This is a genomic window from Ectobacillus funiculus (genome assembly GCF_004138295.1).
GTDB classification, from domain to species: domain Bacteria; phylum Bacillota; class Bacilli; order Bacillales; family Bacillaceae_G; genus Ectobacillus; species Ectobacillus funiculus.
Genome location: NZ_SCFM01000018.1, coordinates 50,674 through 76,918, shown reverse-complemented (window position 1 = coordinate 76,918; position 26,245 = coordinate 50,674). Strand labels below are relative to the sequence as shown.

At 40.7% G+C, this 26,245-nt stretch carries 24 protein-coding genes; 21 read left to right on the top strand and 3 right to left on the bottom strand.

The annotated features are described in order from the left end of the window. Positions 1-3: 3 nt before the first annotated feature. The 4 genes from EP737_RS13880 (at position 4) to EP737_RS13870 (ending at position 4,392) form a co-directional block, all read left to right on the top strand. On the top strand, positions 4-1,218 hold the full coding sequence (locus tag EP737_RS13880) for an MFS transporter (protein ID WP_129728576.1): 1,215 nt from the start codon (positions 4-6) through the stop codon (positions 1,216-1,218). Next, on the top strand, positions 1,205-3,007 hold the full coding sequence (locus EP737_RS13875) for an IucA/IucC family protein (RefSeq protein ID WP_129728575.1): 1,803 nt from the start codon (positions 1,205-1,207) through the stop codon (positions 3,005-3,007). Before EP737_RS13880 ends, EP737_RS13875 begins: the two co-directional genes overlap by 14 nt. Positions 3,008-3,074: 67 nt before the next feature. Further along, entirely contained in the window at positions 3,075-3,200 is a 126-nt protein-coding gene (locus EP737_RS26565; protein WP_281278898.1) for a hypothetical protein, read from the top strand. Positions 3,201-4,029: 829 nt separating this feature from the next. Then, positions 4,030-4,392: a group I truncated hemoglobin gene (locus tag EP737_RS13870; protein WP_129728574.1), complete on the top strand. Its 363-nt coding sequence runs from the start codon at positions 4,030-4,032 to the stop codon at positions 4,390-4,392. Positions 4,393-4,431: 39 nt separating this feature from the next. Here the strand turns inward: EP737_RS13870 and EP737_RS13865 are convergent, their stop codons facing one another. Next, positions 4,432-6,042 carry a glycosyl hydrolase family 28-related protein gene (locus EP737_RS13865; protein WP_129728573.1) on the bottom strand — a complete coding sequence of 537 codons (1,611 nt, stop codon included), beginning with the start codon at positions 6,040-6,042 and terminating at the stop codon, positions 4,432-4,434. A 74-nt stretch (positions 6,043-6,116) separates the two neighbouring features. Here EP737_RS13865 and EP737_RS13860 point away from each other — a divergent pair, with 74 nt between their 5' ends. The 12 genes from EP737_RS13860 (at position 6,117) to EP737_RS13810 (ending at position 18,365) form a co-directional block, all read left to right on the top strand. Then, entirely contained in the window at positions 6,117-6,347 is a 231-nt protein-coding gene (locus EP737_RS13860) for an excisionase family DNA-binding protein (protein WP_129728572.1), read from the top strand. Between the two features lie 388 nt (positions 6,348-6,735). Continuing rightward, a complete protein-coding gene (locus EP737_RS13855) occupies positions 6,736-7,668 on the top strand; it encodes an alpha/beta hydrolase (protein WP_246040260.1) in 933 nt (310 codons plus the stop codon). Positions 7,669-8,817: 1,149 nt separating this feature from the next. Next, on the top strand, positions 8,818-9,597 hold the full coding sequence (locus EP737_RS13850; RefSeq protein WP_129728570.1) for a Cof-type HAD-IIB family hydrolase: 780 nt from the start codon (positions 8,818-8,820) through the stop codon (positions 9,595-9,597). Between the two features lie 275 nt (positions 9,598-9,872). Continuing rightward, positions 9,873-11,153: an acetylornithine deacetylase gene (locus EP737_RS13845; RefSeq protein WP_129728569.1), complete on the top strand. Its 1,281-nt coding sequence runs from the start codon at positions 9,873-9,875 to the stop codon at positions 11,151-11,153. A gap of 99 nt (positions 11,154-11,252) precedes the next feature. Further along, complete coding sequence (locus tag EP737_RS25610) at positions 11,253-11,405, top strand: PHP domain-containing protein (protein WP_165350795.1); 153 nt, start codon at positions 11,253-11,255, stop codon at positions 11,403-11,405. Next, positions 11,402-11,611: a PHP-associated domain-containing protein gene (locus tag EP737_RS13840; protein WP_129728568.1), complete on the top strand. Its 210-nt coding sequence runs from the start codon at positions 11,402-11,404 to the stop codon at positions 11,609-11,611. Before EP737_RS25610 ends, EP737_RS13840 begins: the two co-directional genes overlap by 4 nt. Before the next feature lie 122 nt (positions 11,612-11,733). Further along, positions 11,734-12,066 carry a DUF1904 family protein gene (locus EP737_RS13835; protein WP_129728567.1) on the top strand — a complete coding sequence of 111 codons (333 nt, stop codon included), beginning with the start codon at positions 11,734-11,736 and terminating at the stop codon, positions 12,064-12,066. Between the two features lie 460 nt (positions 12,067-12,526). Then, complete coding sequence (locus EP737_RS13830) at positions 12,527-12,718, top strand: hypothetical protein (protein ID WP_129728566.1); 192 nt, start codon at positions 12,527-12,529, stop codon at positions 12,716-12,718. A 277-nt stretch (positions 12,719-12,995) separates the two neighbouring features. After that, positions 12,996-13,835, top strand: a complete 840-nt coding sequence (locus EP737_RS13825; protein WP_129728565.1) for a class I SAM-dependent methyltransferase — start codon at positions 12,996-12,998, stop codon at positions 13,833-13,835. Between the two features lie 505 nt (positions 13,836-14,340). Next, complete coding sequence (locus tag EP737_RS13820; RefSeq protein ID WP_129728564.1) at positions 14,341-17,070, top strand: P-loop NTPase family protein; 2,730 nt, start codon at positions 14,341-14,343, stop codon at positions 17,068-17,070. Between the two features lie 506 nt (positions 17,071-17,576). Further along, positions 17,577-17,921 (top strand): ASCH domain-containing protein, encoded by a 345-nt coding sequence (locus tag EP737_RS13815; RefSeq protein WP_129728563.1) that lies wholly within the window; start codon positions 17,577-17,579, stop codon positions 17,919-17,921. Between the two features lie 9 nt (positions 17,922-17,930). Continuing rightward, positions 17,931-18,365, top strand: a complete 435-nt coding sequence (locus EP737_RS13810) for a DUF2269 family protein (protein ID WP_129728562.1) — start codon at positions 17,931-17,933, stop codon at positions 18,363-18,365. 223 nt (positions 18,366-18,588) lie between these two features. Here EP737_RS13810 and EP737_RS13805 read toward each other — a convergent pair whose 3' ends face one another. Beyond that, positions 18,589-19,068: a CBO0543 family protein gene (locus tag EP737_RS13805; RefSeq protein ID WP_246040259.1), complete on the bottom strand. Its 480-nt coding sequence runs from the start codon at positions 19,066-19,068 to the stop codon at positions 18,589-18,591. Positions 19,069-19,358: 290 nt separating this feature from the next. On the opposite strand from EP737_RS13805, the gene EP737_RS13800 reads away from it, so the two are divergent. Further along, the gene (locus EP737_RS13800; RefSeq protein ID WP_246040261.1) at positions 19,359-20,411 is read left to right on the top strand and encodes a toxic anion resistance protein; all 1,053 of its coding nucleotides are present in this window, start codon (positions 19,359-19,361) and stop codon (positions 20,409-20,411) included. A gap of 13 nt (positions 20,412-20,424) precedes the next feature. Then, entirely contained in the window at positions 20,425-21,246 is an 822-nt protein-coding gene (locus EP737_RS13795) for a DUF3974 domain-containing protein (protein WP_129728559.1), read from the top strand. Between the two features lie 311 nt (positions 21,247-21,557). Here the strand turns inward: EP737_RS13795 and EP737_RS13790 are convergent, their stop codons facing one another. Continuing rightward, positions 21,558-22,049, bottom strand: coding sequence for a hypothetical protein (locus tag EP737_RS13790; RefSeq protein WP_129728558.1), 492 nt, complete (start codon positions 22,047-22,049; stop codon positions 21,558-21,560). 255 nt (positions 22,050-22,304) lie between these two features. Here EP737_RS13790 and EP737_RS25605 point away from each other — a divergent pair, with 255 nt between their 5' ends. The 3 genes from EP737_RS25605 to EP737_RS13780 all read left to right on the top strand — a co-directional run bounded on the left by EP737_RS25605 (position 22,305) and on the right by EP737_RS13780 (position 26,215). Beyond that, positions 22,305-22,463: a hypothetical protein gene (locus EP737_RS25605; RefSeq protein ID WP_165350793.1), complete on the top strand. Its 159-nt coding sequence runs from the start codon at positions 22,305-22,307 to the stop codon at positions 22,461-22,463. Positions 22,464-22,550: 87 nt separating this feature from the next. Next, the gene (locus tag EP737_RS13785; RefSeq protein WP_129728557.1) at positions 22,551-24,332 is read left to right on the top strand and encodes an IucA/IucC family protein; all 1,782 of its coding nucleotides are present in this window, start codon (positions 22,551-22,553) and stop codon (positions 24,330-24,332) included. After that, the gene (locus tag EP737_RS13780; RefSeq protein WP_129728556.1) at positions 24,329-26,215 is read left to right on the top strand and encodes an IucA/IucC family protein; all 1,887 of its coding nucleotides are present in this window, start codon (positions 24,329-24,331) and stop codon (positions 26,213-26,215) included. The genes EP737_RS13785 and EP737_RS13780 overlap by 4 nt, the downstream gene beginning before the upstream one ends. Positions 26,216-26,245 lie beyond the last annotated feature (30 nt).

Below are 26,245 nucleotides of genomic sequence, written 5' to 3'. Positions count from 1 at the left end.
GCAATGACGAGGGGTGAAAAAGGGTTTATCTATAGTTGTTTGCTGTTTACTTTAATTTCGGAAATGCTATTGTCACCATTTTATCCGCAGCTATTTTCCGATTATTTTCAAGTAGATGGAGTGCAAGCAACGAGCCTATTTATTATTTGTTGTCGCCTTATAGTCATTGTGATGACTCCGATGTGGGGTATGGTTGCTAAAAGATGGGGACTTCAAAAGATCGTTACGGCTGCTTTAATGATAATGGGAGGGTGTAAGATACTTTTACCTATGAGCCATACCTTTCCACAATTTTTAGGAGTTTCACTTGTTTTACTATTTTTTCAAAGCAGCATTTATTTGCTATATCCAGCGATGGTGGCTTCGAGTAAGAATGCCGATGAAAGGGTAAAAGCAACGACTACCTACTTATTTATTTTTCACGGGAGTGTAATCGTATCAGGAATTGTAGGAAGCTTTATTATTGGTCTGTCAGTTCCTTTGAATTGTTATTATATCTTTGCATTGGTTGATATTATGCTTGCAGCAGCAAGTTGCTTTCTATTCCCGAAAAAGAGTGCTGCCGCAACATGGGAGAAGGTAAGAAAGACGGAAGGCTTATTAAAAGATGTGAAGTGGTCGAGGGAATTTCTTATTTATTTGCTCACTGCATTTCTCTTTTATATTGGGCATCATGCGATTCGTCCTTATTTCACAGTCTTTCTTGACAATAGCTATGCTCTTACAAAGCAAGAAGCAAGCTTGCTGTATGTAATGCCGAGCATTGTGGCGATTGTCCTGCAGTTTTTTTTGCCGAAGCGTTGGCTTCAGTCGTATGTCGCAGTTATTTTAATAGGCGTAACGGGTATAACAGGAGGTTTGCTTTTTATCCAGATGTTAGCTGAGGACATTTGGTTGTTTGTTGCTATTCGGATTGTATATGGTATATGCTTTTTTGTCAGTCTGGCAGCAATTGATATTCTCTTCTTCCAAATGGGAATTGGAAGGGAATCGCCGCTTTCATATAGCCTCGTCACATCAGTACAAAATATAGCTTTGCTTTTCTCGCCGATGGCCGCTTTGATGATGGTGCAGCATAATGGCCTTGAAGGACCATTCCTTCTAAGCGGTTTCCTTTTAATTGGATCGGCATTATGCATGGCTTTATTTTCAATTCGTAGTTACCAATCATCTTCATATCAAATAAAAAGGGGAGTCGGGCGTCATGAAAATTTGTGAGACACCTATACATGCGTTAACAGAAACAGCTTGGAAGGAAAAAGATCAACAGCTTCTAGCTAAAATGCTTCAAGAGTTCATGTATGAAGAAATTATTATGCCGAAGCTGATGAGTGAGAGGGACGGTATTCGTTTTTACGAGTGGAGGGATCAAAAAGGGGTAGTGTACTGCTTCCAAGCGAAGCCTCGCTTATTCAACAGCTTTTATGTTTTACCTGAGAGTGTGAAAGTAGACGCTGAAACAAGCGATATATCATTATCTCTTGCATTTTTGTTAAGTATACAAGAAGAGGGAAAGATGACAGGTTCTACAGCGGGCCATTTAGTGAAGGAGTATTTGCATACATTAGTGGCAGATACTCACCTAAAAGAAAGATCAAAATTATCGAAAGAGCTAATTGAATTAGATTATGCAGAACTAGAAGGAGAAATGACGGGGCATCCTTGGATTACATATAACAAAGGCCGGATTGGCTTTGGGTATGATGACTATATAAAGTATGCGCCTGAACAAAAGAAAAAGGTACAGCTGTCATGGATTGCAATCCATAAAAAGATCGGAAGCTTTCATTCGGTAGAAGAGCTATCTTATGAGAGTGTGATAGAGAAAGAGCTTGATGGGAAGACAATCCAGCTTTTTCAGAAAAAGCTAGTAACTAAAGGAGTACAAGCAGAGGATTATTATTTCATGCCGATTCATGTGTGGCAATGGAACAATGTAATTGTGTCTATGTTCGCTGCTGAGATTGCTAACAAAGAGCTGATTCCATTAGGGGAAGGAGAAGATCATTATCTCCCACAACAGTCCATTCGCACATTTGTGAATGTAACGAATAAGGAAAAGCATCATGTGAAGCTGCCGATGAGCATTTTAAATACACTTGTATATCGAGGATTACCGAGCGAAAGGACAGTGATTGCTCCTGAAGTAACAGCATTTATGAAAAACATCTGGGAACATGATACGTTTTTAAAAGAAGAATGCCGCCTTGGCCTGCTAGGAGAGGTTGCGACCATGAACGTTGATCATCGCACTTTTTCAAAGCTAAAAGGAGCTCCTTACCAATATCTTGAAATGCTCGGCGTGGTTTGGAGGGAAAGTGTTTACAATGGGCTGCAAGACGGTGAACATGCAATTACACTTGCGGCATTGCTGCATGTGGATCATGAAGGAAAGCCATTTGTATTAGCATTAATTGAGAAATCAGGTCTTACGGTAGAGGAGTGGGTCAAGCAGCTTGCAAAAGCAATTTTACCTCCATTACTTCACTACTTGTATCAGTACGGTACTGTATTTTCACCGCATGGGCAAAATACGGTGCTTGTGCTAAAAAATTACCAGCCGGAACGTTTGATTATGAAAGACTTTGTGGACGACGTGAACATTAGCGATCAGCCACTCCCAGAGCTGGAGGCAGTATCTCCTGAGTTGAAAAAAGTACTGCGCAGTGAGCCACCTGAAGGGTTGACACAATTCATTTTTACAGGATTATTTATTTGTCATTTCCGTTATTTAAGCAATATTCTACAGGAAAATGAACAATTTTCTGAACATCATTTCTGGAGCATTGTTCGTGAAGAAATTTTATCTTATCAAAGGAAATTTCCTCATTTACAAGAACGATTCAATACATTCGATTTGTTGCGTCCAACATTTACGAAGCTAACTCTTAATCGCAATCGTATGTTTGATTATGGCTATGAAGATGGAGAGGATCGTCCGCATGCGAGTGAATATGGAAAAGTCACAAATGCGCTTCATGAAGTAGCGAGTCAAATGATCGTGTAAGCAGGAGAAAAAATAGAAATTTATTATTCTTTTTCTTTACCAAAGATGATGCTCCTCTAAACAGATCATGGCTGAATATAAAGAAAAAAATGCTGCGGAAAGGCAGCATTTTTTCTTGTGCTTTAAAAAAGAGTATCAAATTCCAACTAGAAGTCAACTTGGCGCATCAGGAAATTTTAGGGGTAAAGTGTAAGTGCAACTACGCCACTGTCTTCGCCTAACGGCCTGCCAGTGGGCGAGTCTTATAATTAAGAAGGGAACTTTTTGTTAACGGTTACAAAAAAGCTTTTAGTAAGAGTCTGAAGAGAAATGTTCAAAGTAGTAGGCAAGTAGTAGAGGCAGGGAAAAAAAAGGAGAGAACAGTGCCATTCCAATCACGAATTCTAACATATTAACACTCCTTTCATTTATGGAAGCTTGTATAAATGTGACGAATTTGTGAACTCCTTAATTCTATTTTTACATAAAATGGAATTTAGTGCAAGTCCTTTTTGAATTTTCTGGAAATTAATAGTGCCATAAGGGGATATGGTGAGGAGGATAAAAGAGGAAGTTGCATTTTTTGAAATGAAATACCATTTCTAGCATGTTATCCTTTTTCATATCCTGATTTGTTACACCAGAAAGTATAGCTTTCTAGCTGGAGGCTAATTCGACGTAGCGAGAAGTTTTAGGAGCAAAGTATAAGTGCAACTACGCCACTGTCTTCACCCAGGAGCGGGGCTCGCCAATCGGCGAGTTTTCTTTACACTTTAAAAAACTATAAATTTCTAGCTGGAAGCCAATTCGACGTAGTGAGAAATTTTAGGAGCAAAGTATAAGTGCAACTACGCCACTGTCTTCGCTCAGGAGCGGGGCTCGCCAATCGGCGAGTTTTCTTTATACAGTGTATTCCCTTTTTTCGATTACTGTTTCTGCGCGAATTACCTAAATTTGCAGCAAAGCTCAAAAGAATGAATAACGCTTATGAAAAAATAGAAAAATAATACTGTGTAATATTTTGGAAAAGGAGCATGTATTAGATGGGACAAACATTGTATGAGAAGTTTGGGGGAGAAGAAGCCATTGCGAAAGTAGTGGATTACTTCTACGAGGAATTAGTTCTAAAGGATGAAACAGTTCAGCATTTTTTCGAGAACACAGATATGGAAAAGCAAAAACGTCATCAAGCGAAATTTATTAGCTTTGCTTTAGGCGGTCCAAATCAATACTCAGGAAAATCGATGGCGAAAGCACATGAGGGGATGAATCTGCAGCCAGCCCATTTTCAGACCATTGCAACACATCTTCATGATGCCCTTGCCCATTTTGGTGTACAGGAGCATGATATTCAAACGGCTTTAGATAAGGTCGCAACACTTCGGGATGATATTCTATATAAATAGAAGAAAAGGGACAAACAGCTTTCTGTGAGTCCCTTTTTATCATGTATGCTCGTCAATTAAAATAGGAGTTTTATAACCCGTAGCATGAACCTCTGAAATATCGGGCAGTGAGTTAACTGTTTTTAGCCCATAGGCCCCGTTTTTGCTCTTGGCATGAACGTTATGAACGGCTAACTGCTGTACTCCTGTCCCTACATATATAGCCTGTGGAGCAGAGTTACGGATAAAGATGTTCCTGAGTTTAATACAATCTGCCCGTTGCGTTCCACCGAAGATGTGTATATCTGTGCCTGCTGTTTGGAAGCTGCGAATTGCGATGTTATGCAGAGCGATATTTCGTGCCCGATATTGGAGGGCAATAACAGGATTTCCTTTATAGTCATACTCAGGATCACCAATGAGCGTAAAATGATTAATAACAACATTGTTATACGCTGAAATTACCATGCCTCGCGGATTAGAATCTGTATATAAGTTTGTATAAATAGGTGCAATGGCTACAATATTTGTCGCACGGATATCGTAAGCTGTCTGTGATGCAGGATCAGTGCTGGTGTGGTGTCCGATGTGACGGAAATTGTAGGAACGGTTGTCGTTGACAGAAAGATGTCCAATGATTTGTACATTTGAAGCTGCGGATGAGTTATGATGAGCTTTAACTTCAACACCGCCAAAGCATCTGGCGGTAGAATTGTTCACAAGCCATACGTTTCGTGAACCGTCATCCACTTCAATGCCGTTCGAGTTGGAAAATCCCTTTTGATGCGCTCGCCCGCTCGGGTCACACATGTGGCAGTTCGAGATTAAAATATTTTCGCTATGATGTGTGGTAATACCATCGTCTCCAAAACCGGAGCCGTTCAAATTATCCAGCCAAATGTACTTACTGCCGCCCCGTGCGCGTGTCCCATCTCCTGCATAGCTATAGGCAGGAGAGGAGATATCGAAGCAGTGTAATCCAGGATTCAACGCGGATACATCCTTTACCCAGCCAAAGGTAACATGGGCAAATGTAAGGCAGCTGGAGTGATTGCCTCCGGTAGCTGTTTTTTGTTCGTAGCCGAGCCGTTCCACATTCCAGTCTAACGTCATGCCTTGTATGTAAATGTTACGGTTCCCGCGCCGGTAGTTTGCATTTGTAATCAATCTGGTTCCTTTTGGAGCAGCATGATGAAGCTTTATGACGGTTGTGCCTTTGCCTGCCCCTTCAAGATACGTCCATGATGGCAGCCGCAGTCCTTTTGTCACAAACACTCCTGCGGGAATACACACTCTCACTCGGCCGCTACCGATGGCTTTCTTAAAGGCTTCTGTATCATCAGTTCTGCCATCGCCTCTTGCTCCATAGTCTTTGACATTGACGGTTCGTCTTACACGTTTTAATAAGTGATTGTATTCTGTATCTAATAGATTCTTCCAAGCAGGATAGGCGTGACCTTCTTCATCAACATACGTAGCACAATCAGTCAGTGCCGCATTGGAACGTAGACGCTTTAGAAAAGAAGGCTTGGGCATAGGAGCATTTTCTTTTATTCTAGAGAAAATCGCATTTGTTTCTTCGACGGCTTTTTTTACACTTACTTTGTGATAAGCAAGCTGCGACAGCAGCCTTGCATTCTTTCTTGGGTCATGGCTTTGATCAAGATACATGCTTTTCACCTCGTTTTTGTAAAACAAGTGGTATGCTTATTATATAATAAGCATACAGAAAGGACGGGAAAATCATGTATCTAACTATAAAAGAAACAGCGGATTTTTTAAATATCCGGGAATCTGAGATTGAAAGCCTTATTCGGCAAAGACGCATTCGGGCGGTTTATGATGGAGAGCAATATTTAATCAATAAGGAGCAGTTCAATAATCACCTTCAGCAAATGGAGAAGTACCGGAAGCTCATTGATGAAATTTTAAGTGAGCCGATTCCAGACGATTTAGATGTAAAGGATGAAGACTAGTTTACTGAGAAGATGAGGTTTGTCGAACAGAGGGATAAAAAGAAGAGAAAACGGACAAGGAGTTTGTGGTTGTTCCGAAAAATATAACATATATATGAGTAAGTCATATATGGAAGACGGGCATGCTTTACGGGAAGTATGCTCGTTTTATTTACACTGTAAGAAAGTATAAATTTTCAGCCAGAAGTGGATTCGACGTAGTCGGAAATTTTAGGAATACAGTATAAGTAGGGCTACGCCTCTGTCTTCGCCCAAGGACAGGGCTCGCCAATCGGCGAGTTTTCTTTATTTTTTGCTATATTTTATGTAAAAACATTTTAGAAAGCAACATAATAATCAGGATAAGCACATATTTCCTGTTACATTAGATGGAGATATACGGAAAGGTATGGATGCAGAGATGGAGACAGCTTTTACGGTACAAGCATCAGACGGTGTAGAACTATCTTGTATAAAATGGATAGATGAAACAAGGCAGCCAAGAATGATTTTACAAATTTCCCATGGTATGGCGGAACATATTCGCCGTTATGCTGCATTTGCACAAATGCTCATTGGCGAAGGAATTTTTGTATATGGCAATGATCATCGAGGTCATGGGTATACGGCAGAAAAAAAGGAAGATAGGGGATATTTTGCAGATGAAAATGGTTTTGGGAAAGTTGTCGAGGACTTATATCTCGTAACGCAGCAGATTAAGAAGGAATACCCAGGCACCCCGGTAGTATTATTCGGTCACAGTATGGGTTCATTTCTTATAAGGCGGTATGCGCAGTTGTACGGAAGGGAACTGCATGGGATGATTCTATCAGGGACGGGAGATAATGCGATTCCACTTCTGAAGATCGGTAAACTGCTCGCTCGTTTAGAAATGAAGGCAAAAGGTAGAAAAACACCAAGCTTATTTTTAAACAATCTGTCATTTGGAAAATTCAATAAGCCATTCCGACCGACCCGTACTCCGTTCGATTGGCTAACCCGTAATGAGAAGGAAGTAGACAAGTATATTGCAGACCCGCTATGCGGCGGTATTTTTACAGGTAGATTCTTTTACGATTTATATACGGGAAGTGAAATGATTCAAAAGGCAGAGAACATTGCAAAAGTACCAAAGGACTTACCGATTTTGTTTATATCTGGGGACAAAGATCCTGTAGGTGGAAATACAAAGGGTGTCCTGCAAGCATACGAAGCATTTCGAGCGGCTGGAGTGCATGATGTATCATACATATTTTATAAGGATGGTCGCCATGAAATGCTGCATGAGATCAATCAGAAGGAGGTATATAGCGATATTGTGAGGTGGCTGGAGGAGAGATGATATGCCTTCTTTCGTAAGATAAAGAAGTATAAGCGGCTCCTTCCAAGAAAAATGGAGGGGCTCTAGAAAAATAATAATACAAAAATGTATACAAATATAACTATGAACTGTTTAATGGATGAAATGAAAAATAATGTAATCGATGTGTATCGCTCCGTTGTAGAGACGGGGAGAACGAGAAAGTTCCTGATTCAAATCAAGAGAGGCAGCTTGTTTATAGATTCGATAGGAAAATCATTTCTTTATTTTCTCCCTCTTCTTTCTGGTTGGTTTTGGTGATTTTATCTAAGTGATGGGTGTTCATATGACGGTATTATGGATGAGCGTCTAAACGACATTTCTTTCTTACTTGCCACCGAGTTACGCCCATGCCGTGCTTGCAGAGGGAGTCCTCTGTCGGAAAAAGATAAAACAAAAAGCCATGCGAATCAATCGCATGGCTTACATTTGGTTATTGTAAGTGCTTACATTTATATTTTCACGCAACATCTAATGAAGAGCTTTTAAAGTATTGTCTTAACACAATTGGTAACAAGAAAAACGGAGAAAAAAGTGCCATTCCTACTAAGAATTCTAGCATACTATCAAACTCCTCTCTCGTTATCAGTTAGCACATTTTTTAAATGTGACAGAATTGTGAACTTCTGTATCTCTATTTTTACATAAAGTAGCCTGTTTGACAAGTTATTTTTTAAAATTTTCAGAATATTTTACCGGATAATGGATAGCTTGTTTTTAATTGGTTTGTAAGTAAAAAGAAGTTAAGATGAGATAGAATACAGCCAAATAATAGGAGCTTATTTTTAATCTATATCACTAAGAAGAAGATTTCTTTGGTGGATAAATAAGTAAAATATGGGGTTTTATATATTTTACAAAAATTAAACATAGCTTATATAATTTTTTCTATATAATGAAAGTAGGGCTTTAGATTCTGGAATGAAGCCCAAGGAAGGAATGGGAGAAAGAACTTTTTACTTCTGCAAACGAATGAACGTGCTACAATAGAAGGTGTTTTATGTTTGTAGACTACCGTCTCATAGTTTGCCGGGGGCCTGCATGAGATAAAATGTTTTGATGTACTAGAAGGAATTACTATATCTATCGAGACAGAATGTTTCTTGTCTAGGCACGGGGGGAATTTTGATAATGAAGTACAAAGTTGTTTTCTTAGATATTGACGGTACGATTTTGCCACATGGAAAGAGTGTAACGAATGCAACAAAGCAGGCAGTGCGACGACTTCAGGAGAATAATATCCATGTCGTGATCGCAACGGGACGAGCACCTTATTTTGCAAAGCCTGTTATTCATGATTTAGATGTACAGTCGATGATTTTCTTTAACGGATCTTATGTATATCATAGGGGAGAAATTATCCATCGAAAACCGATTGAGAAGCATGTACTAGAGAAGCTTTATATTCGGACGAATGATTATAAGCATCCATTAACATACCTTGGAGGAGCAGATCTAAGGGTAACAGAAATAGAGCATCCTTATGTCAAGGAGGCATTTCGTCAAGATGTATCGGGATTGCAGGAGGCACCTGCATTTTGGAAAGAGGAGAATATTTATCAATTGTTTCTTCACTGTGAAGCAGAGGAGGAGCAGGGGTATCAAAAAAGTATTCCAGAGCTATATTTTAGAAGATGGAGCAGCCCAGGGATGCGTACATGCGATGTAAATTGTGCGAATACAACAAAAGCAACCGGGATTCTAAAGGTTCTAGAGCAATTAGGGGTCTCTCAGGAAGAGGCTGTTGCTTTTGGAGACGGTTTGAATGATGTTGAAATGCTCTCCATGGTTGGTATGGGAGTAGCAATGGGGAATGCGATTCCTGAAGTGCAGGCCCATGCTGATATGGTTACAATTACCGCAGAGGAAGATGGCGTAAAGCATGGGTTGGAGAAGCTTGGGCTTATCTAGAGAGTAGAAGGATTATAGACTGTTAACCCTATAAATAGTTTTCAAAGTATGTTAACAAGAGTTTCTATTTACTGCTGTTGAAGGGGATTGACACAATAGGTGTTTAATCAACTGTAGCCTATTGTATTGCTCATATAAAAAGCAGAGGCTAGAACGCTAAAACGTTCTATATCCTCTGCTTTTCTTTCACTTTAAGTATAAATTTCTAGCTGGAAGACAATCCGATGTAGCGAGAAATTTTAGGAATACAGTATAAGGAGAGGGAGAGTTAAGTGGTGAACGAACAGATCTCAGTACTATTACAGCAAATTGATGCACGAAAGGAAGAGCTTATTGAGTTGACCAAAAAGCTGATTGAATTTGAAACTCCTGCTCCGCCAGCACGGAATACGAGCGATATTCAGGAATTTGTAGGGGAGTTTCTACAAAAATGCGGCTTTTCTATTGATCAATGGGATGTATATCCGGGAGACCCAAATGTAGTGGGTGTAAAGAAAGGGAAGGAATCAGCGCAACATAAAAGCCTTATTATTAATGGACATGTAGATGTTGCCGAGGTATCCGAGGATGAACCGTGGAAAACAGGTCCGTTTGCCCCGTTTGTAGAGGATGGATATGTAGTCGGTCGGGGCGCTGCGGATATGAAGGGGGGGATTGCAGGGGCTTTGTTTGCGATTCAGCTGCTTCATGAGGCAGGGATTGAACTGCCGGGGGATTTAATTTTTGAATCTGTAATCGGTGAAGAGGTTGGAGAGGCAGGGACGCTCCAATGTTGCAAGCGCGGCTATAATGCTGATTTTGCCTTGGTTGTTGATACAAGTGATTTGCATATTCAAGGGCAAGGCGGGGTTATTACAGGGTGGATCACAGTCAAAAGTCCGCAAACCTTTCATGATGCAACGAGACGCCAAATGCTTCATGCAGGAGGGCGATTGTTTGGAGCAAGCGCCATTGAGAAGATGATGAAAATTATTCAAGGTCTTCAGGAGCTTGAAAGACATTGGGCAGTGATGAAAACCTATGAAGGGTATCCGCCGGGAATGACAACAATTAACCCTGCAGTGATTGAAGGAGGGCGCCACGCAGCCTTTATTGCGGACGAATGCCGTCTTTGGATTACTGTGCATTTCTATCCAAATGAAACACATCATCAGGTAGCACAAGAAATCGAGAGCTTTATCCGTAAAATTGCAGATGCCGACCCATGGCTGCGGGAGAATCCTCCGCAATTTCAATGGGGCGGTGAATCTATGATTATTGATCGAGGGGAAATCTTCCCGTCTTTAGAAGTAGACCAGAATCATGCAGCCGTACAAACATTATTCTCGCTCCATGAGAAAACACTTCATCGCCAGGCGACGATTGATATGTCCCCAACGGTTACAGACGGAGGGTGGTTTAGTGAGTTTCAAATTCCAGCGGCTATTTATGGACCGGGAACGCTGCAGGAAGCGCACTCTGTGAATGAAAAGGTAGCGGTAAAGCAGCTTATTGAGTTTACGAAGGTAATCCTTGCATTTATTTATGAATGGTGTCATACGAGTAAAGCTGAATAAGAGATAAAAGGAAGGGACGCAGGCGTTGTATATGTTTGCGTCCCTTTTTTTGTACTTTAAGAAAGAGGAACAAACTTATATCCGCAAGGTATTGCATACGTGCCAATTCAGTATATCGATGTGTTTGATGCAATACGTGTTATTCGGAAGGCAGGAGGTGTTCCGGTCCTGGCTCACCCTGGTCAATTCAATAACTTTGAGGCAGTTACGGGGTGGGTGGCAGCTGGACTCGACTCGAAGGAATTGAAGTGAAGCATCCGCTGTATAATGAAGAACACGAAATGAGGGCACGAGAGTTAGCCGAGCGATATGGTCTTGTTCAAACAGGCGGTTCTGACTTTCATGGGTTCTATGGTGATTCTGGTGCACAGCTCGGTTCAAAAAACATCGGTATGGCTCATTTTGAGGAGCTGAAAAAACGAAAAGAGCAGCTTGGACGGAAGAAGGAGCAGGTGTAACAGGTAAGAGTCAACTTCACTAATCATTCCTAGTGGAGCGAATAAAGGGCAAAATATAGCAGCAAAACGAGTCCCTAAATGCGTATAATAAAGATGACCAAGCAAAGAAGGGAGAAATCATTTTGCCACATATTGTTATTCGGGGAATTACACTTGAACAAACAAAGGAAATCAGCAAGCCTTTAGTGGAAGAGCTTGCAGCTATTTGCGATTGTGGAACAGATAATTTCACATTCGAAGTACCACAATCTGTTTTTATCTTTGACGGAGAAGAAGTACCATCGTTTCCTCTAATTGAGGTGAAATGGTTTGAGCGTGGACAGGAAATCCGTGATAAATTCGCCCAAGCTATTACAAAGTATATAATGGGGACAGGTATTCAAGAGGTAGAGGTTACATTTATTTCATTGGCAGAGTCCGCTTATTACATAAATGGAAGCAGATGTGACGAATAGAGTATTTGTGAGAAACGGAAGCCAGTCGTGTATATTCGAAAGGCTTCTGTTTTCTTTTTTTATTTGAAAAGCTATAAAATTTGAGCCAAGAAGGAATTCGACGTATGGATAAATCATAGAAATACACTATGGGTATGAAGCAGTTATTTTTACCTTTTGTTACACTGTAGGAAAGTATAAATTTCTGGACGGAAGCCAACTCGACGTAGCCGGAAATTTTAGGAATACAGTATAAGTAGGGCTGCGCCTCTGTCTTCACCCAAGGGCAGGGCTTGCCAATCGGCGAGTTTTCTTCAACAAATTACGTAGTTTTTATTGCAAAAGGTGACGATATGAGTAAAATTTTCAACAAAAATATGTAAGCGGTCACAATTTAAGTGCGATTAGGTGTGGTGTTTTGAAAAAAATGGATATATAATAAGGCTGTAAGAAATAACTTAATTTGAGGGAGGTAATGGAAATGTCTCTCGTTCAATTTGATGAAGTATATGAAATCTGTTGTGAAATGGCCGATGTAAAGGTACTGAGGACAGTGCAACCAGTTATTCCAGAGCAGGATGAGCCTTACTGGTGGGAAGATGCAGTGCGGGAAGTATTGGATAAGAAAGAGGAAAAGAAAGAAGAAAAGAAAGATATTTTTATCATGACATGAGTCCTCATGCAGTGGAAAGGAAAGCATATAGGTGAAACATACGGTGTGTACTTAGATCCCTTGTTGTTCTGTTTATAAATGGAGCAGCAGGGGATTATTTCATTTTAGGAATAGCTTTTTGTATTACTGTCATATTGAAAATTCAGTTTCAAATTTTAAGAATTACAAGTATAATCAAACTTTCTTTATCATCTATAAAATAATTCTTAGCTGTTTTTAGATTTGAACCAGAACAGCTTGAAAGCATATTTGAATTATACAGACTGGAGAGAAACGAATGAAGATGGAAATACAAAAAGCCTATGATTATATAGAGCTATGGAAGGAATCCATGACAGATCATAACGGAAACATACCGAAGCGATTAAAAGATGACCAGGCTGAAGAGGATTTTTGGTCTTCTATGCTGAAGAGAAAGGAACGGCATAAACCAGATCCATACGCACAAATCGTGCAGCAGGAACTTCTGACGCTTTTAAACAGTGATGATCACGTATTGGAAATTGGTCCTGGATGGGGAAATTATACCTTTGCAATCGCCGATCAAGTTCAGAAGCTTACATGTATAGACAGTTCAAAAAGCATTGTCCAATTTCTAGAAGCCCAAGCTGCTGACAAAGGTATCGGTAACATGCAGCTGATTCATGAAAAGTGGGAGAATGAAAAAGCAAGCGCAACATATGACGTGGTGTTTGGATTTAACTGTTACTATCGAATGTATGATATAGGGAAGGCATTATTAAAAATGAATGAGACGGCAAATCGGCTAGTAATTGCAGGAATGACAACCGGACCGGAAAAACCTCACTATATGGAGCTCCAGCAAATGGGATATAAAATCAATTTAAGACGCCGGGATTATATTCATATTTTGAATGTATTGTATCAGCTTGGAATTTTAGCAAATTGCAAGATTGTGAAATTACAAAGCAAAAAAAGCTATTCCTCTTATGAAAAATTGCTTCGTGACAACACTACAAAGATTTTGGATACGGCCTATAACGCTCGTGAGGTGGAGAGTGTTATCAATAAATATGTGTTAGAAAAAGACGGTACATATGAGTATGTATATCCGTTTCATGCTGCTTTAATATATTGGAATCCGGTGCGTCTCTGAAAATAAAAGTTTATGTAGGGATTTTCTTGTAACGGACTAGCCTGTGGGCTTGGGAAAGTATTATCTTTGGCGAACTGATAATTCAGATTCGCCTAATTTTTTCGTTTTTGTCCGGTTTTTATTATAGTTATATCTTTATATTATGTATATAGTATTTTGATTGTAATAAACTCATAGATCTTTGTCATTGTTCTTGCATTTTAACAAAGAAAGTATAAACTTTTAGCTAGGAGACCATTCGACGTAGTGAGAAATTTTAGGCATACAGTGTAAGTGTAACTAGGCTTCTGTCTTCGCCAATCGTCGAGTTTTCTTTAAAAAACCGAAAGTTTCTTTGAAATCATGTTAAAATTTTTACATAAAACCTCTTTATTGTCATGTAAATGAAAGTTAAATAAAACTTTGTCACACAAAAAATATGATAAAATAAAGAGATTGAAAAAGGACAGTTGTCCAAATTTTGGTCCCTATTTTTAATGAATTTACTGTATATCGGAGGAAAACCATGACAGTCGAGAAGCAGTTTATTAACAAGTCATATTATGAAACCTTTTTAATAGAAAATGAAACGAGACAGCCGATTGAAGTACTTGGAGCGTTGTACCGGACAGAGGAAAGCAGTGAGACCGCTGATTTGTCTTATATTCGTTTTGCGCAAGGCGAGATCTATTACCACAGCAAGGATTTAGAAGCAGCTATTTTTAAATGGGAAAAGGTCGAGAATGAATTGCAGCCGTGGGCAATAAAAAATATCGCTGATAGCTATTTTGAGATTGGCATATTAGACCGTGCCGAAGAGCTGTATACATCTATTGTTACAGATTGCAGTACGTTAACGACAGAAATTGCACTACAGCTATTTTCGCTTCATATCGAACAGAATAAAACGGAGTCTGCTTTCAAAGTAATTCAGGAGGCAGTATCGCTCAACCCTGATTATCCAAACGTCACATCCTTAGCTCGTGCCTTTTATGAGGAACAGGAAGATTGGAATAGCGCCATTGAGCTTGCGGCGAAGGAATCTATTCGAACAGAATCCCTGCAATGGTTTGTAATTTTAGAGGGCTATGTAAGTAAGGGCTACACGAAGGAAAAGGCGCCAGGTTATTTCTATGAGCTGTTAGCTGTGCTGCACAGGTTGGATCATGGGCAGTTTGTGCAAATGGTTTCTGTACTTTGGCAGAGCTATAAAAACCAAGACTCTTATTTGGCTTGGATACAAATTATTAATCTTGTATTTGTAGAGGCTGAGGTGAATCCTTATAATGCTTGGGATGAGATCTCTTTTCTATATGAGGATGCATACCAGGAGTTCATGGCGGGACAATATTTTATTAGTGAGTTGCACGACGTTTTACCGAACCTACTTACAAATTGGTTGAAGCTGACTCCCCATTTGCGTGCTGTATTTCCAGCAGCGGCATTGTTGGCATGGAGCGAAAAGTTTCCGTACAGTATAGAAGCGAGCTTTGTAAGTACTGCTAAGGATTTAATCTATCGCTCTGAGTATAGCCATGATTTTCTAGAAAATGCGCTTCGGCTTTTTGATTCCATTACACAGTGGGCGGAGCGAAATGATTTAGAGGCAGGGCCGCGATGGGATTGGCTCGCTCACCAGCTTGCAGACGCGAAAACACGTCATCTTGTAGTTACTGGTGTAAAGGGGAATGGAACATCCTCCTTCATTAATTCCCTACTAGGGGAGACTGTATCTGGATATGCAGCTGGTGCAGCTGTTGCTATTAGCGATGGTCCAGAGACGGAAATTGCGATTATGGATGAAACTACAGTAAGGACAGTTTCTAGTCTTGCTGAACTTGAGCTATCCAGTCCTCAAGGAGAGTACGTTCATGTCAGAGTACCAAGCCAGTTTTTATACGATCATGCTCTTACTATTTTCGATATACCAAACTTTCAAGGCGCTGAACTGTTTGAATATGCTCGTGCCTCCAATGGTCTGTTAGTCGTGCTTAATGTGAATGAGCCGTTTACGGAGCAGGAACGGAGGGTGCTGCTTCAGGTTCGAAAGCAGCTGCCTAACCTGCCAATTCATTTTCTATTGAATAAGATGGATACCATTTACAGTGAGCAGGAAGCGATGCGGATTACAGAAGGTACGCAGCTGCGCATACAGGCTGATTTTCCTAATGCAGCGGTTTTACCGTATTCTTCCCTATATGCAAGCAGACAGCAAGTAAGTGATATGACAGGCTTTTTAGCGGCTGTTTTTGCACTTAATGGTGCGGAAGAGGGACGTGCAGCGAAGATTTTATACCTCATTAAAGATATGATTATGTATCTAATTAGAAAGCGTGAGGAGAAGGAAAGAAGATTAGCAGGTTCTATCGAATGGAATGAAGATGTGCTTGCAAAGCTGAATGCTGCTATCCATAAGGTAAGTGATCTGGAGCAAGAAAAGGCACAGCACATCGCAAAATCGTATGCAGTTGTAAAAGAGGCGATTCAAGATGAGCTTACGGAGCAAATTCCAAAGCTACTGCAGGAGTGCTCTGACATTTTGAGAGAGGACAGCGATTTCCGAAATATTCATGTGCAGCTCAATGAAGAGATGAATAAGAGAATCCAAAGCTACTTGCAAAATAAAATACTGCCGGAATGTCTCGTTTCGATGCAGGAGTGGATTGCCTCGTCCCGTGAGGAGCTGCTGCAGGGTCAGGACTATTTAGAGGAAATGAGCGAGGCATTTAATGCGCTGTACGAAGAAGAGAAGATCAGACTCCAGTGTGATTTTAGGGTGATCGATGATTGGCAGCGCGATGCGGAGCGCATTACAAGTACGGTGCAAGTTGGGGAAACGAATGTGTTCCTGCGAACCAAGCCGTCACAACTTTTATTAAAGAGCGCTGGGAAATTGTTCGGGGCTCTCGGACAAAATAGAACGGTGTTGTATAATCAATATAAAAAGCATGTTGAGAGTGAGGATTACAGCGAAACAGCAGCTGCCGTGACAAATAAGTTTCTCCTGCAGTTTGAATTGCTAGAAAAGGGACTTGTGCGGGATGTAGGAATGTTCTTCCGAAATCCACTTTCTATTTTGAGTAGAATTGCAGAAGAAACAGATGCAGATATTCAAAGCAAGCAACAGCTGCTTGATACGATGAAGGCTAGACCTGAAATGTATCACGATCCGCTTACGCTGTTCCAAGTGAAGCTTCGTCAGTATGAATGGGTAACAGGGACAGCTGAAGCGAGAAATCCTTTAACTTTATCTTAAATATAAAAAGCTTGTAAAACTGCAGTGGCTTGCCCTGTAGTAGTTATAAAGGCTGTCAAAGGGGAGGGAATCCTCTTTCGACAGCCTTTTTGTATGTATTTGACCGTATACGAGAAATCATTCGATGCAGAGGGAAAGCATAAGATATAAGCTAGACCTCTGCTTTTTTACAATGCAAGAAAGTATAAATTCCCAGCTAGAAGGAATACAGTATAAGTGCAACTACGCCTCTGTCTTCGCCTAAGAGCAAGGCTCGCCAATCGGCAAGTTTTCTTTACAAGATAAGAAAGGATAACTTTTCGAGGTGCTGTCTAGCTCCCAAGACCCAAAATGGCCGACTCCGAGCTGAACCTCCGCAAAAGGCAAAAAGCGCCTTTTACTCCGGCCCACTCCTACGCTACCATAAAAGGCGGGCCTTGTTCGCTTTTCTTAATATAAAGTAGTACAATTTAAGAATAAAATATGGTAAGGTTTGGGTGTAAGAATTCATAAGGAGGAATGTTGAAATGACAACACATCATGAAAATCAGGCGTTACCGCCGAAAACATGTACAATTGAGCGTCTTGTGACACTTCCGGAGGATGTTGCGAAGGTAATTGCAGGACAAAAGACAGCAACGCGCCGCAATGGCAGATATGCGGATGTTGGAGAAATCATGACGCTAGAGGGGAAACAGTTTGTGGTAGAGCGTGTATATGCGCAAACACTTGGGGAATTAACAGACGAACATGCTCAGCAAGAGGGTTTTGAAAATGTAGAAGCATACAAACAATCTATTTTGTCTATCCATCCAGGCATGCCTTGGCTTCCACATATGAGAGTGTGGGTTCACGAGTTCCGTGCGGTATAATGTAAGCGCATGCTGTATCAGTTCTTTCTTTATATACATATAGCTAGTGCCATTTTATCAATCGGTCCATTCTTTGTTTTGTTTTCTACAATCAAAAAGCTGCGCCAAGCAGAGACACAAATGGAACAAGCTTATCTTGATACGTTTCGAGCTGCTGTATATTTAGCGAAGCATGCTGGACATGTATTGGTTATTTCTGGAGTCTTATTGGCGGTTACAGGTTCTTGGTCGTGGACAACACCATGGATTGTGATGACCGTGTTCATTTTATTGGCTTCTTTATTTTTTTTGGCACGTGCATTTTCTCCGACAATTCGCAAATTTGAGGAGACGGGAGAGGACAAGGAAGCGTTGGTGCAAAAGCTCCATCGCTCCGTTTGGATTTATCTCATTTTGCTGATGATAATGCTTTGGTTTATGGTTACGAAACCTATGTTATGGTAGTGAGGCACCTGTTTTAAGGGTGCCTTTATATTTTGAAAATAAGAAAGGGTAATTTTTTTTGGGGGGGTGGCTAGCTCTAGCCCTTTGCAGTCGAATAACCATCTCTACAAAAGGCAAAAAGCGTCTTCCGTAGTGAGGAACACAAGGGAAGCTGTCATGTGAATCAACTTCGCTCGAACTAGGGTATTTGCACTGTAAGAAATATTGCTAACTCGGAAGTTATTCAATGTAAATCAGTTTTGCGTATAGCAAAAAACCATTGATAATACTTATACGATGCATATAGGGTAAGCAGTAGAGTCAACCAGCTCCAAAACCAATTCCATTTAATATACTTAATGTTATCTGTATACTTCTCAAGCAAAACTTCACTAATCGTAAGTATAGATGGAAAAACAAGGGTATATAATGTTTTTTTGATATATGTTCCTTCTTTAGGAAAATGTACATTGAATAACACACTTACTGCAGGGAAGATAAAATATTCAAATGTGAAGCTTGATCGAAAAGCATAATGAAAAAAGCGAACAGGGTAAGCGATGAGATGTAATTCTACTACTACGGCGCCAAACACCCATGTGAGAGCCTGCATGAATAGGAAGCTTACATGGGCTTCACGATATTTATGCTTTGGTACAAAGATGTACAACAAGACTATTGTAATAACCCAAGATACTATTTCGATTTTAGTTTCAATAGCCACCTCAGGTCCCTCCATTCTAAATCTTAATTCCTCTATATATTAAATATTAACCAAAAAATGTCTGAATCAATCCAGCTAGAGAGTAAAGAAGGACCTTATCTAAATTTTTCTAGGACTTAAGACCTAATTTGTCATATCTTCACACGAAAAAATATTAAATATAATCTTTTTGGTTTAAAATGGTGGTAGGTGAGTTTTTTCTGCAAGAACTAATGAGGGAGGGATTTATATTGGACAATTCACAAAGAACAGAACTCCTATCCTCATCAACAGAGGGCGAATTGGAGGCAATGGCAGATGTTATTATTCGTGAGGACGAGCTTGTTGAATTAAATAAGGAAGCGGATATGTATGTGCAGAAGCTAAGCGGTGAGAATCATGGGGATCTTTCGCATGTGTTGGCTCAGCTTTCTGCTCTCGGAGATAAGGAGCAGCGCGAGGCAGGGGAAACACTCTCGGCTTTAAAGCGCCCAGTTGCCGCAATGATGAGCGGCAAGCACGATGAAATTCCAAAAACACTGCTCTCCCTCCGTAAGGCTGTTTCAGAGCTAAACCCGAACGCCTTGGAAGCGTCTGGAGTGAAGCGCATGGTATATAAAATGCTTCGTAAAAATCCACTAGAAACGTATGTGTATAAATATCAAACTATTGATAAGCAAATTGAGGAAATTATTAAGGCATTGCTTGTTGGGCGCGATAATTTGCAGGAGGATAGTGTTAATCTTGGAATGCTGAAGGAGCAGTCGCTGCAGAAAATTCAAGCGCTTGATCGGCAAGTGTATCTTGGGGGAAGATTATCTGATATGCTTGAGAATGAACGACAAAAGCCGGAGCGGCAGCGGGATAAGCCGCTTATTAACGATGCTCTTGAGAAGATCCTCGTTCGCACTCGCAATATGCAGCAGGCGAAGAGCATTTTGCTGCAGTCGATTGCTTCGATTGATATTATTAAGAAAAATAATGAAAAGCTGCTAGAGGCGATTCGCAATGCGATTACAATGACACAAAATGTGGTAACTGTTTCTGCTTCTATTCAGCTGGCGCTGAACAATCAGCGCAAAACAATCGATGCGGTGAACGCGACAAATGAAGCAATTGAAACGATGATTCTTAGTAACTCCCGTGCACTAAAACAAAATACTGAGGAGACAACCCGTCTGCTTGAAAATCCGGCCATCGGAATGGATAAGCTTCGCGAGTCGTTCCAAAATGTATTTGCTGCGATTCAGGCGTCTGAGGAGTCGACAGAGCGTATTATTCAGTCAAGCCGCAATTTTGTAAGAGAGTTGGATTCCTTTAACGATGAGATGAAGAAAAAGCTAATTCATCATACAACGAAATAGAGAGGGGACTGTAATGAGCATTTTGACTTTTATTTTGCTTGTATTGGGAGGATTGCTGCTGCTTGGCTTAGGTACTGCGACATTCTTGGTTTTTATCGGGAGAAGAATGTTTCTATCATGGAAAGAACCGTATAAACGAGCAACAGAATCGTTAATGCGCCTTTCAGGTCCATCTCTTTCTTTTCTGCAAGAATTTTCGCAGCAACCATCCTTATATCAATGGGTTCGTAATGAAGCGAACCGTGAGCCAGCCGCTTTGTATGCTTTGTTTTGTGCGGCTGATGATAGTGCAAAGGATCGGATTTTTGCTTCGCTGACTAAGCCGGAACAAAAAAGGCTGCGCACAGCGTTGAAGAGAAAAAAGAAATTTTCGCAGCAAGAGCTTGATGATGCAAAATATACGGTAAGACGATACATGGAAAAGGAATATCAAAATCCATTAAGAAAATCCAGCCTTTCCTTTTATAAGCTGTATTTTTACGAGGAGTATGGACAGGCGTTGCAGCATATTGAGCATTATAAAAAGGCGGTAAATCCTGTTATGCAGGAAGCTATCACAGATATTGCTGCATCTGTCCTAAGCAGTATTCCATATTATAAGGAACGTCGAATGTATGAGCAACAGCATAAATTTGAGGTGTTTTTGACAAAGGATTTACCAGATATGCTAACACTGATTTCTAATCTTCCTCCAGCGCAGCGTAAGGAAAAGGAACAGGAGCTTACCGTATATTTGCAAGAGTTCCAAGAAGAAATTAATAGTTCACATGCGGCGCTTGAGCAGGAGCTGAAAGTGAAAATGCGTGCGGCGAAGGAAAAGTTTCATGCGAACTAGATAGTTTTTATACAGGGAGATCCAATGCGGGTCTTCCTTTTGTGTTTTATTTAGCCTTGGGTATACCGTGACATTACTGTTTTTCGTTTAAAGGAAAACTCTGTTAAGTGATAATGAAAGCAACGAATCTAAAGTGTATGGATACTTTCTGCTTATTTACACTTTAAGAAAGTATAACTTTTCGGGGCGATGTCTAGCTCCCAAGTCCCAAAATGGCAGACTTCAGGCTGAACCCCTGCAAAAGGCAAAAAGCGCCTTTTATTCCGGCCCACCCCTACGCTGCCATAAAAGGCGGGCCTTGGCCGCTTTTCTTATCTTCTCTGGATTCGTTGGCCCCAAGGTTTGAATACAGATATAATAAATAATATTGCTAAAAGACTGACTTGTATTATAATCCAAATCATAAGTTGATAATGATTTGTAATAAAATCCTCATTTATAGAATCTGCTGAGAGATGAATACCATTTAAAGTCCAATAATAAATGAAGATAAATCCTAAAGCCAAACAAATCAAGGTTATAATTTCTTTTGTAATAATCCAGTAGAATCTAAATAGCCCCCACTTTGTTAAGATAGAAAGTAAAAGCCCAGTAATAACTGTTCCAATAAGTGAGGCTCTACCCGCAGTTTGTTCCAGCCGGAGCATACTCGTATAGTAGGCTTTTATTACTTGACCATCATTAGTATTTAAGACGCTAATGCACAGGATTAAAAAGGTAACAGTAACTCCTAACCAGATTGCAGAAAATAATATATGAGCCGATAACCACCATTTTTTCTGAGTCAGAGATAAGTTTTTCAAAGTCACCTCTCCTTAATTAATTTCAAATTGATATGTATAGAATCAATTATATCATTTACTTTTATGGAAATAAGTTTTTATAACTTGGAAAGAGGAATGATAAAGACCATATTTTTAACTAAAGGGGCACTTATGCTTTTTATGTATAACCATGTCGAAACAAAAAACTATTTCCGTGGAAATATAACAAATTTCTCTCGTGTTATAGTTCTCATCATTTTTTCCCATACTAAAATCGACAAAGGAGGGAAGAAGATGGGAAGAGGCAAAGCATTTAACCATAAGAAAAAAGGACACGAGCCGACACTGCCAGATAATGCGATTATCCATAAGGATATTAATGAGCATACGGTAGAGGAAGAAGAGCTTCCGGTTGTGAAGGAAGCTTATAAAAATAGCTTAAGAAAAGGCTAAAGAAAAGAACCTCTTGCATGGGCAGGAGGTTCAATTTCTTTCCGTGTAGGCATGTGATATGCTTAGAGAAAAAGGGAGAGTGAGATTATGATATTGCACAGATTGCTGCAGGCACTTGTGCGCGAACAGCTTATTCCACCACAGCATGTTAAACTAAGGCCGCCTTTGTTATACATACAGCTTTCAGGAAACCGATCCTTGCAGGCAAGCGTTCAGAGAATTCTTTCGTTTGGAAGATTTGATATGGATGATATACATATGATAGACAGTGGAGATAGGAGAGTTATCAAGAGTTCTGAGGAATTGCTTGATTTGGTAAGAGAGGAAGGCTGGATCCAGCATACAAAGCAATACGAGCGGTTTCGAGATGAGCTGAGAAACAGCGAGGAAAACCATATACTCGCTCTTGCTGCCGCTGGAGACCGGCGCCAATCCCTTGAGCAAGCATCTATTCAATGGGTGGAGGATAGGCTAGAAAGAGAGGACAGTTTCAGCTCGCTTATTTTTTATGAGCAATGTGTAATTGAAGGTCATCCGCTTCATCCTGGAGCAAAAATAAAGATGGGTATGAGCAAGGATGATGTTATTCGCTATTCTCCCGAGTTTGCAGCACAGCCTGCTGTTAAATTAGCTGCGGTGCGAAAGGAGTGCGCGGTTTCCGTATGTACGGATGAGAAAAGCGTTACCGATTTTTTATACGATGAATACGAGGGTCTAGCAGAACGTGTGCGAAATGAAGTTGGGGAAGAGGCAGGAGCATATGAAATCATTCCGCTTCATCCATGGCAATGGGAGCATACGATTCCTGTGCTGCATAAGAGCGCTTTAGGGAGAAAAGACTTAATTTTGCTGCGGGATAGTGCGATACCTACTGCAGCTCTTATGTCATTTCGTTCATTAGCCCCGCTTGGAAGGCGTACTGATAATAAGCACCATATTAAAACAGCTGTAAATGTACAAACAACGGGTGCGATACGGACAGTTTCCCCTAATTCAGTTGAAAATGGTCCTATGCTATCTCGTTTGCTGCGCAGCATTCAGCAGAAGGAACAATACTTTCAAAATCAGTTTCGTATTTTAGAAGAACAGGCAGGAATTTACTATAATCCGAGTGATAAGGGGTTATCACAAGACCAACAGGTACTTCTTCGCAAAAATGCAGCAGCGATTTTGCGCGAAAATCCAGAGCAATTTATTGAGTCAGGAGAAGTGATGATGCCATGTGCAGCCTTAATCGCACAATCACCGTTCCAAAACAAACCGATTGTTGCGGAGGTGATTGAGCGCTTTGCAAGCAAAGGGCAGATTAAGGAGAACGTTATAGCTTTTCTAGCTGCATATGCGGAAATATGTATTCCTCCTATGTTAACGCTAATGAGCAAGTATGGGATTAGCATGGAGGGACATCTGCAAAATAGTATCATTGTGCTGGATAAAGGAGAGCCTTCTCGTCTATTTATCCGTGACTTCGGTGGTGTTCGTATATTAGAGGAGCGCTTAAAGAAGCAAGGAATGAACATATCTCTTTACGAAGGATCTGCAATTCGGGCGAAAAACGGCGAGGATTTGTGGAACAAAACATTTTATCCTGTTTTTCAAAATCATTTTGGCGAGTTGATTGCATGTCTCGTTCGGTATTTCGATGTATCAGAGGATCAGCTTTGGAGACAGGTTGCAGCTGTTTGCCGGAGGGTATTCTCTCTTTTGAAGAAGGATGAAGTGATTCAGGCATATGCCAAGGAGGATGAGACCGCATTGTTTGCTCCTTATATGGATTTAAAGGCGATGACGAGCATGCGTCTTAAGGGAGATGTGACGGACTATACATTTGCGAAGGTACGAAATCCATTGGCGGAGGCAGAGTTATGATTCAGGAGCTTACGCTTACGCGGGAAGAACAAGATGTTGTTTCTATGCTGGAGGAGCAAGCACCGTATTTACTTCCATACTATGCGAATAGTGTACCAGAAGCGAGAACCGCTACATTGCAGCGCTTTGTCATGTCGCTCATGAGAGAGGATATAGATGGAATCTATTCAACATCGTACGATTTACATAATGTTTCCCCGCAAAAGCCTGTTCCTCTGCTGGAAGATGGTTCGTATAAGGTGTATACATTGGAGAGTGGCGAGCTGCTTTTTATTCCAATTCGGCAGATGTACGCGTTTCAGAGAATGGAGGGCGGAGAAGCAGTTTTTCATCTTAAAGCAGAGGAGCTGTATACATACACATCTGTTTCGGAGTTGATCCATCTTTTTCAAGCTAATTCTAGCTGGGGAGCATTGCTTCTTGAATTGGAAGACAGCAGTGCCAATCTAGCCCTATCGTTGGCTTATTGGAAGTATCGAAAATACGTGTCAGAAATCGAAGATGAAACTACAATTCAGTATGCGCTTTACCAAAAACAGCAAAGCCGTTCGTTTCATGCGGAATTATTGTTTGAACAATTCTCTGTACTTGGTCATAATCTTCATCCGTGTGCAAAAACAAGAATGGGAATGGACGCTTGTGAGGTCATGCGGTACGCTCCGGAATTTGAAAATAGTATACCGCTTCGTTTTCTTGCTATACATCGGGAGTGGATAGAGCAACGAATTGTCAAGGGAAGGGAGCTGTTTACAGTATTTCTGGGGCTGGAGCGAGCAATGGAGAAGGAACTCGGTTATCGAAATCTGTCCCTGAGCGATTATGTACCGGTTCCGGTTCATCCATGGCAATTGCAGCATGTTATTCCTGTAGTGTATCAGGATGAGCTGGAGAATGGGGTAATTGTCATTCTAAAAGACTATGAAGTGAATAGCTTTGCACTGTCATCATTTCGGACAGTACAAGCGGAAAGCTTGGTTGTGAAAGCAGCTCTACGTGCCCAAATGACATCCACAATTCGCTCGATTTCTCCGCAAACTGCAAATAATGCTGCTGTATTTACAGAACTGCTGCAAGCTGTGATGGGGAGGGAGCAGCAGCTAAGCCAGCACTTCGTTCCTGTATATGAATGGGGAGGAGGCAGCTTTCGGTCCCAGGATGAGCAAAAGAAGCGCAATCTTTCATTTGTTTTGCGGGAGCAGGTTACAGTGGAGGAACAAGAGTTGGCCATTACGGGTACAGCGCTTTACAGTGAATCGCTCGTAAGCGATCAGCCGATTTTACTTGAACTCATTTATCAGTACAAACAGAAGCTTGGGAGCAAATCGCTTGAGCAAGCTGCATTTCAATGGTTTTCAGAGTATGCGTCACTGGCTTTAGAAGGATTTGTAACGCTGATGGTGAAATACGGAATTGGTCTTGAGGGACACTTGCAGAATAGCATTCCTGTTTTTCGTGATGGTTGTATCGTCCGCATGCTATTCCGGGATTGGGGAGGAGCAAGAATATACAAGCCGCGCTTAGAGCAAGCTGCCTTATCTGTAGACTTTTACCAGGATTCAGCCATTCTCACATCCTCATTGATTGAGATGCAAAATAAAGTTTTTTATACAGTTATACAAAATCATTTAGGGGAAATTGTCTATCTGCTCTCCAAACATATGAATCTTTTAGAGGAGGTGTGCTGGGCAGAGGTAAGACGAATTTGTGAATATCTGTTCCAAGGTCTAGCGGGGGAATACAGTGCAGCCGCTCGGCAGGATCGCGACGCCTTTTTCGCCCAGACAGTTGATTATAAAGCATTGCTTACGATGAGGCTGAAAGAAGGAGAGAAATCATATAGCTATGTAAAGGTGGATAATCCTTTATATAAAGGTGATATTTAAAAAGCAGATTCTAGCATACGATGCTCCTGG

Bases quoted from the DNA above. Each gene is read 5' to 3' on its own strand.
- EP737_RS13855 (WP_246040260.1), top strand. From the start codon at position 6,736: ATGGATGCAGAGATGGAGACAGCTTTTACGGTACAAGCATCAGACGGT.
- EP737_RS25605 (WP_165350793.1), top strand. From the start codon at position 22,305: ATGGGAAGAGGCAAAGCATTTAACCATAAGAAAAAAGGACACGAGCCG.
- EP737_RS13850 (WP_129728570.1), top strand. From the start codon at position 8,818: ATGAAGTACAAAGTTGTTTTCTTAGATATTGACGGTACGATTTTGCCA.
- EP737_RS13785 (WP_129728557.1), top strand. From the start codon at position 22,551: ATGATATTGCACAGATTGCTGCAGGCACTTGTGCGCGAACAGCTTATT.
- EP737_RS13820 (WP_129728564.1), top strand. From the start codon at position 14,341: ATGACAGTCGAGAAGCAGTTTATTAACAAGTCATATTATGAAACCTTT.
- EP737_RS13795 (WP_129728559.1), top strand. From the start codon at position 20,425: ATGAGCATTTTGACTTTTATTTTGCTTGTATTGGGAGGATTGCTGCTG.
- EP737_RS13815 (WP_129728563.1), top strand. From the start codon at position 17,577: ATGACAACACATCATGAAAATCAGGCGTTACCGCCGAAAACATGTACA.
- EP737_RS13780 (WP_129728556.1), top strand. From the start codon at position 24,329: ATGATTCAGGAGCTTACGCTTACGCGGGAAGAACAAGATGTTGTTTCT.
- EP737_RS13875 (WP_129728575.1), top strand. From the start codon at position 1,205: ATGAAAATTTGTGAGACACCTATACATGCGTTAACAGAAACAGCTTGG.
- EP737_RS13825 (WP_129728565.1), top strand. From the start codon at position 12,996: ATGAAGATGGAAATACAAAAAGCCTATGATTATATAGAGCTATGGAAG.
- EP737_RS13830 (WP_129728566.1), top strand. From the start codon at position 12,527: ATGTCTCTCGTTCAATTTGATGAAGTATATGAAATCTGTTGTGAAATG.
- EP737_RS13870 (WP_129728574.1), top strand. From the start codon at position 4,030: ATGGGACAAACATTGTATGAGAAGTTTGGGGGAGAAGAAGCCATTGCG.
- EP737_RS13865 (WP_129728573.1), bottom strand. From the start codon at position 6,042: ATGTATCTTGATCAAAGCCATGACCCAAGAAAGAATGCAAGGCTGCTG.
- EP737_RS13810 (WP_129728562.1), top strand. From the start codon at position 17,931: ATGCTGTATCAGTTCTTTCTTTATATACATATAGCTAGTGCCATTTTA.
- EP737_RS13880 (WP_129728576.1), top strand. From the start codon at position 4: ATGACGAGGGGTGAAAAAGGGTTTATCTATAGTTGTTTGCTGTTTACT.
- EP737_RS13860 (WP_129728572.1), top strand. From the start codon at position 6,117: ATGTATCTAACTATAAAAGAAACAGCGGATTTTTTAAATATCCGGGAA.
- EP737_RS26565 (WP_281278898.1), top strand. From the start codon at position 3,075: ATGGCTGAATATAAAGAAAAAAATGCTGCGGAAAGGCAGCATTTTTTC.
- EP737_RS13800 (WP_246040261.1), top strand. From the start codon at position 19,359: ATGGCAGATGTTATTATTCGTGAGGACGAGCTTGTTGAATTAAATAAG.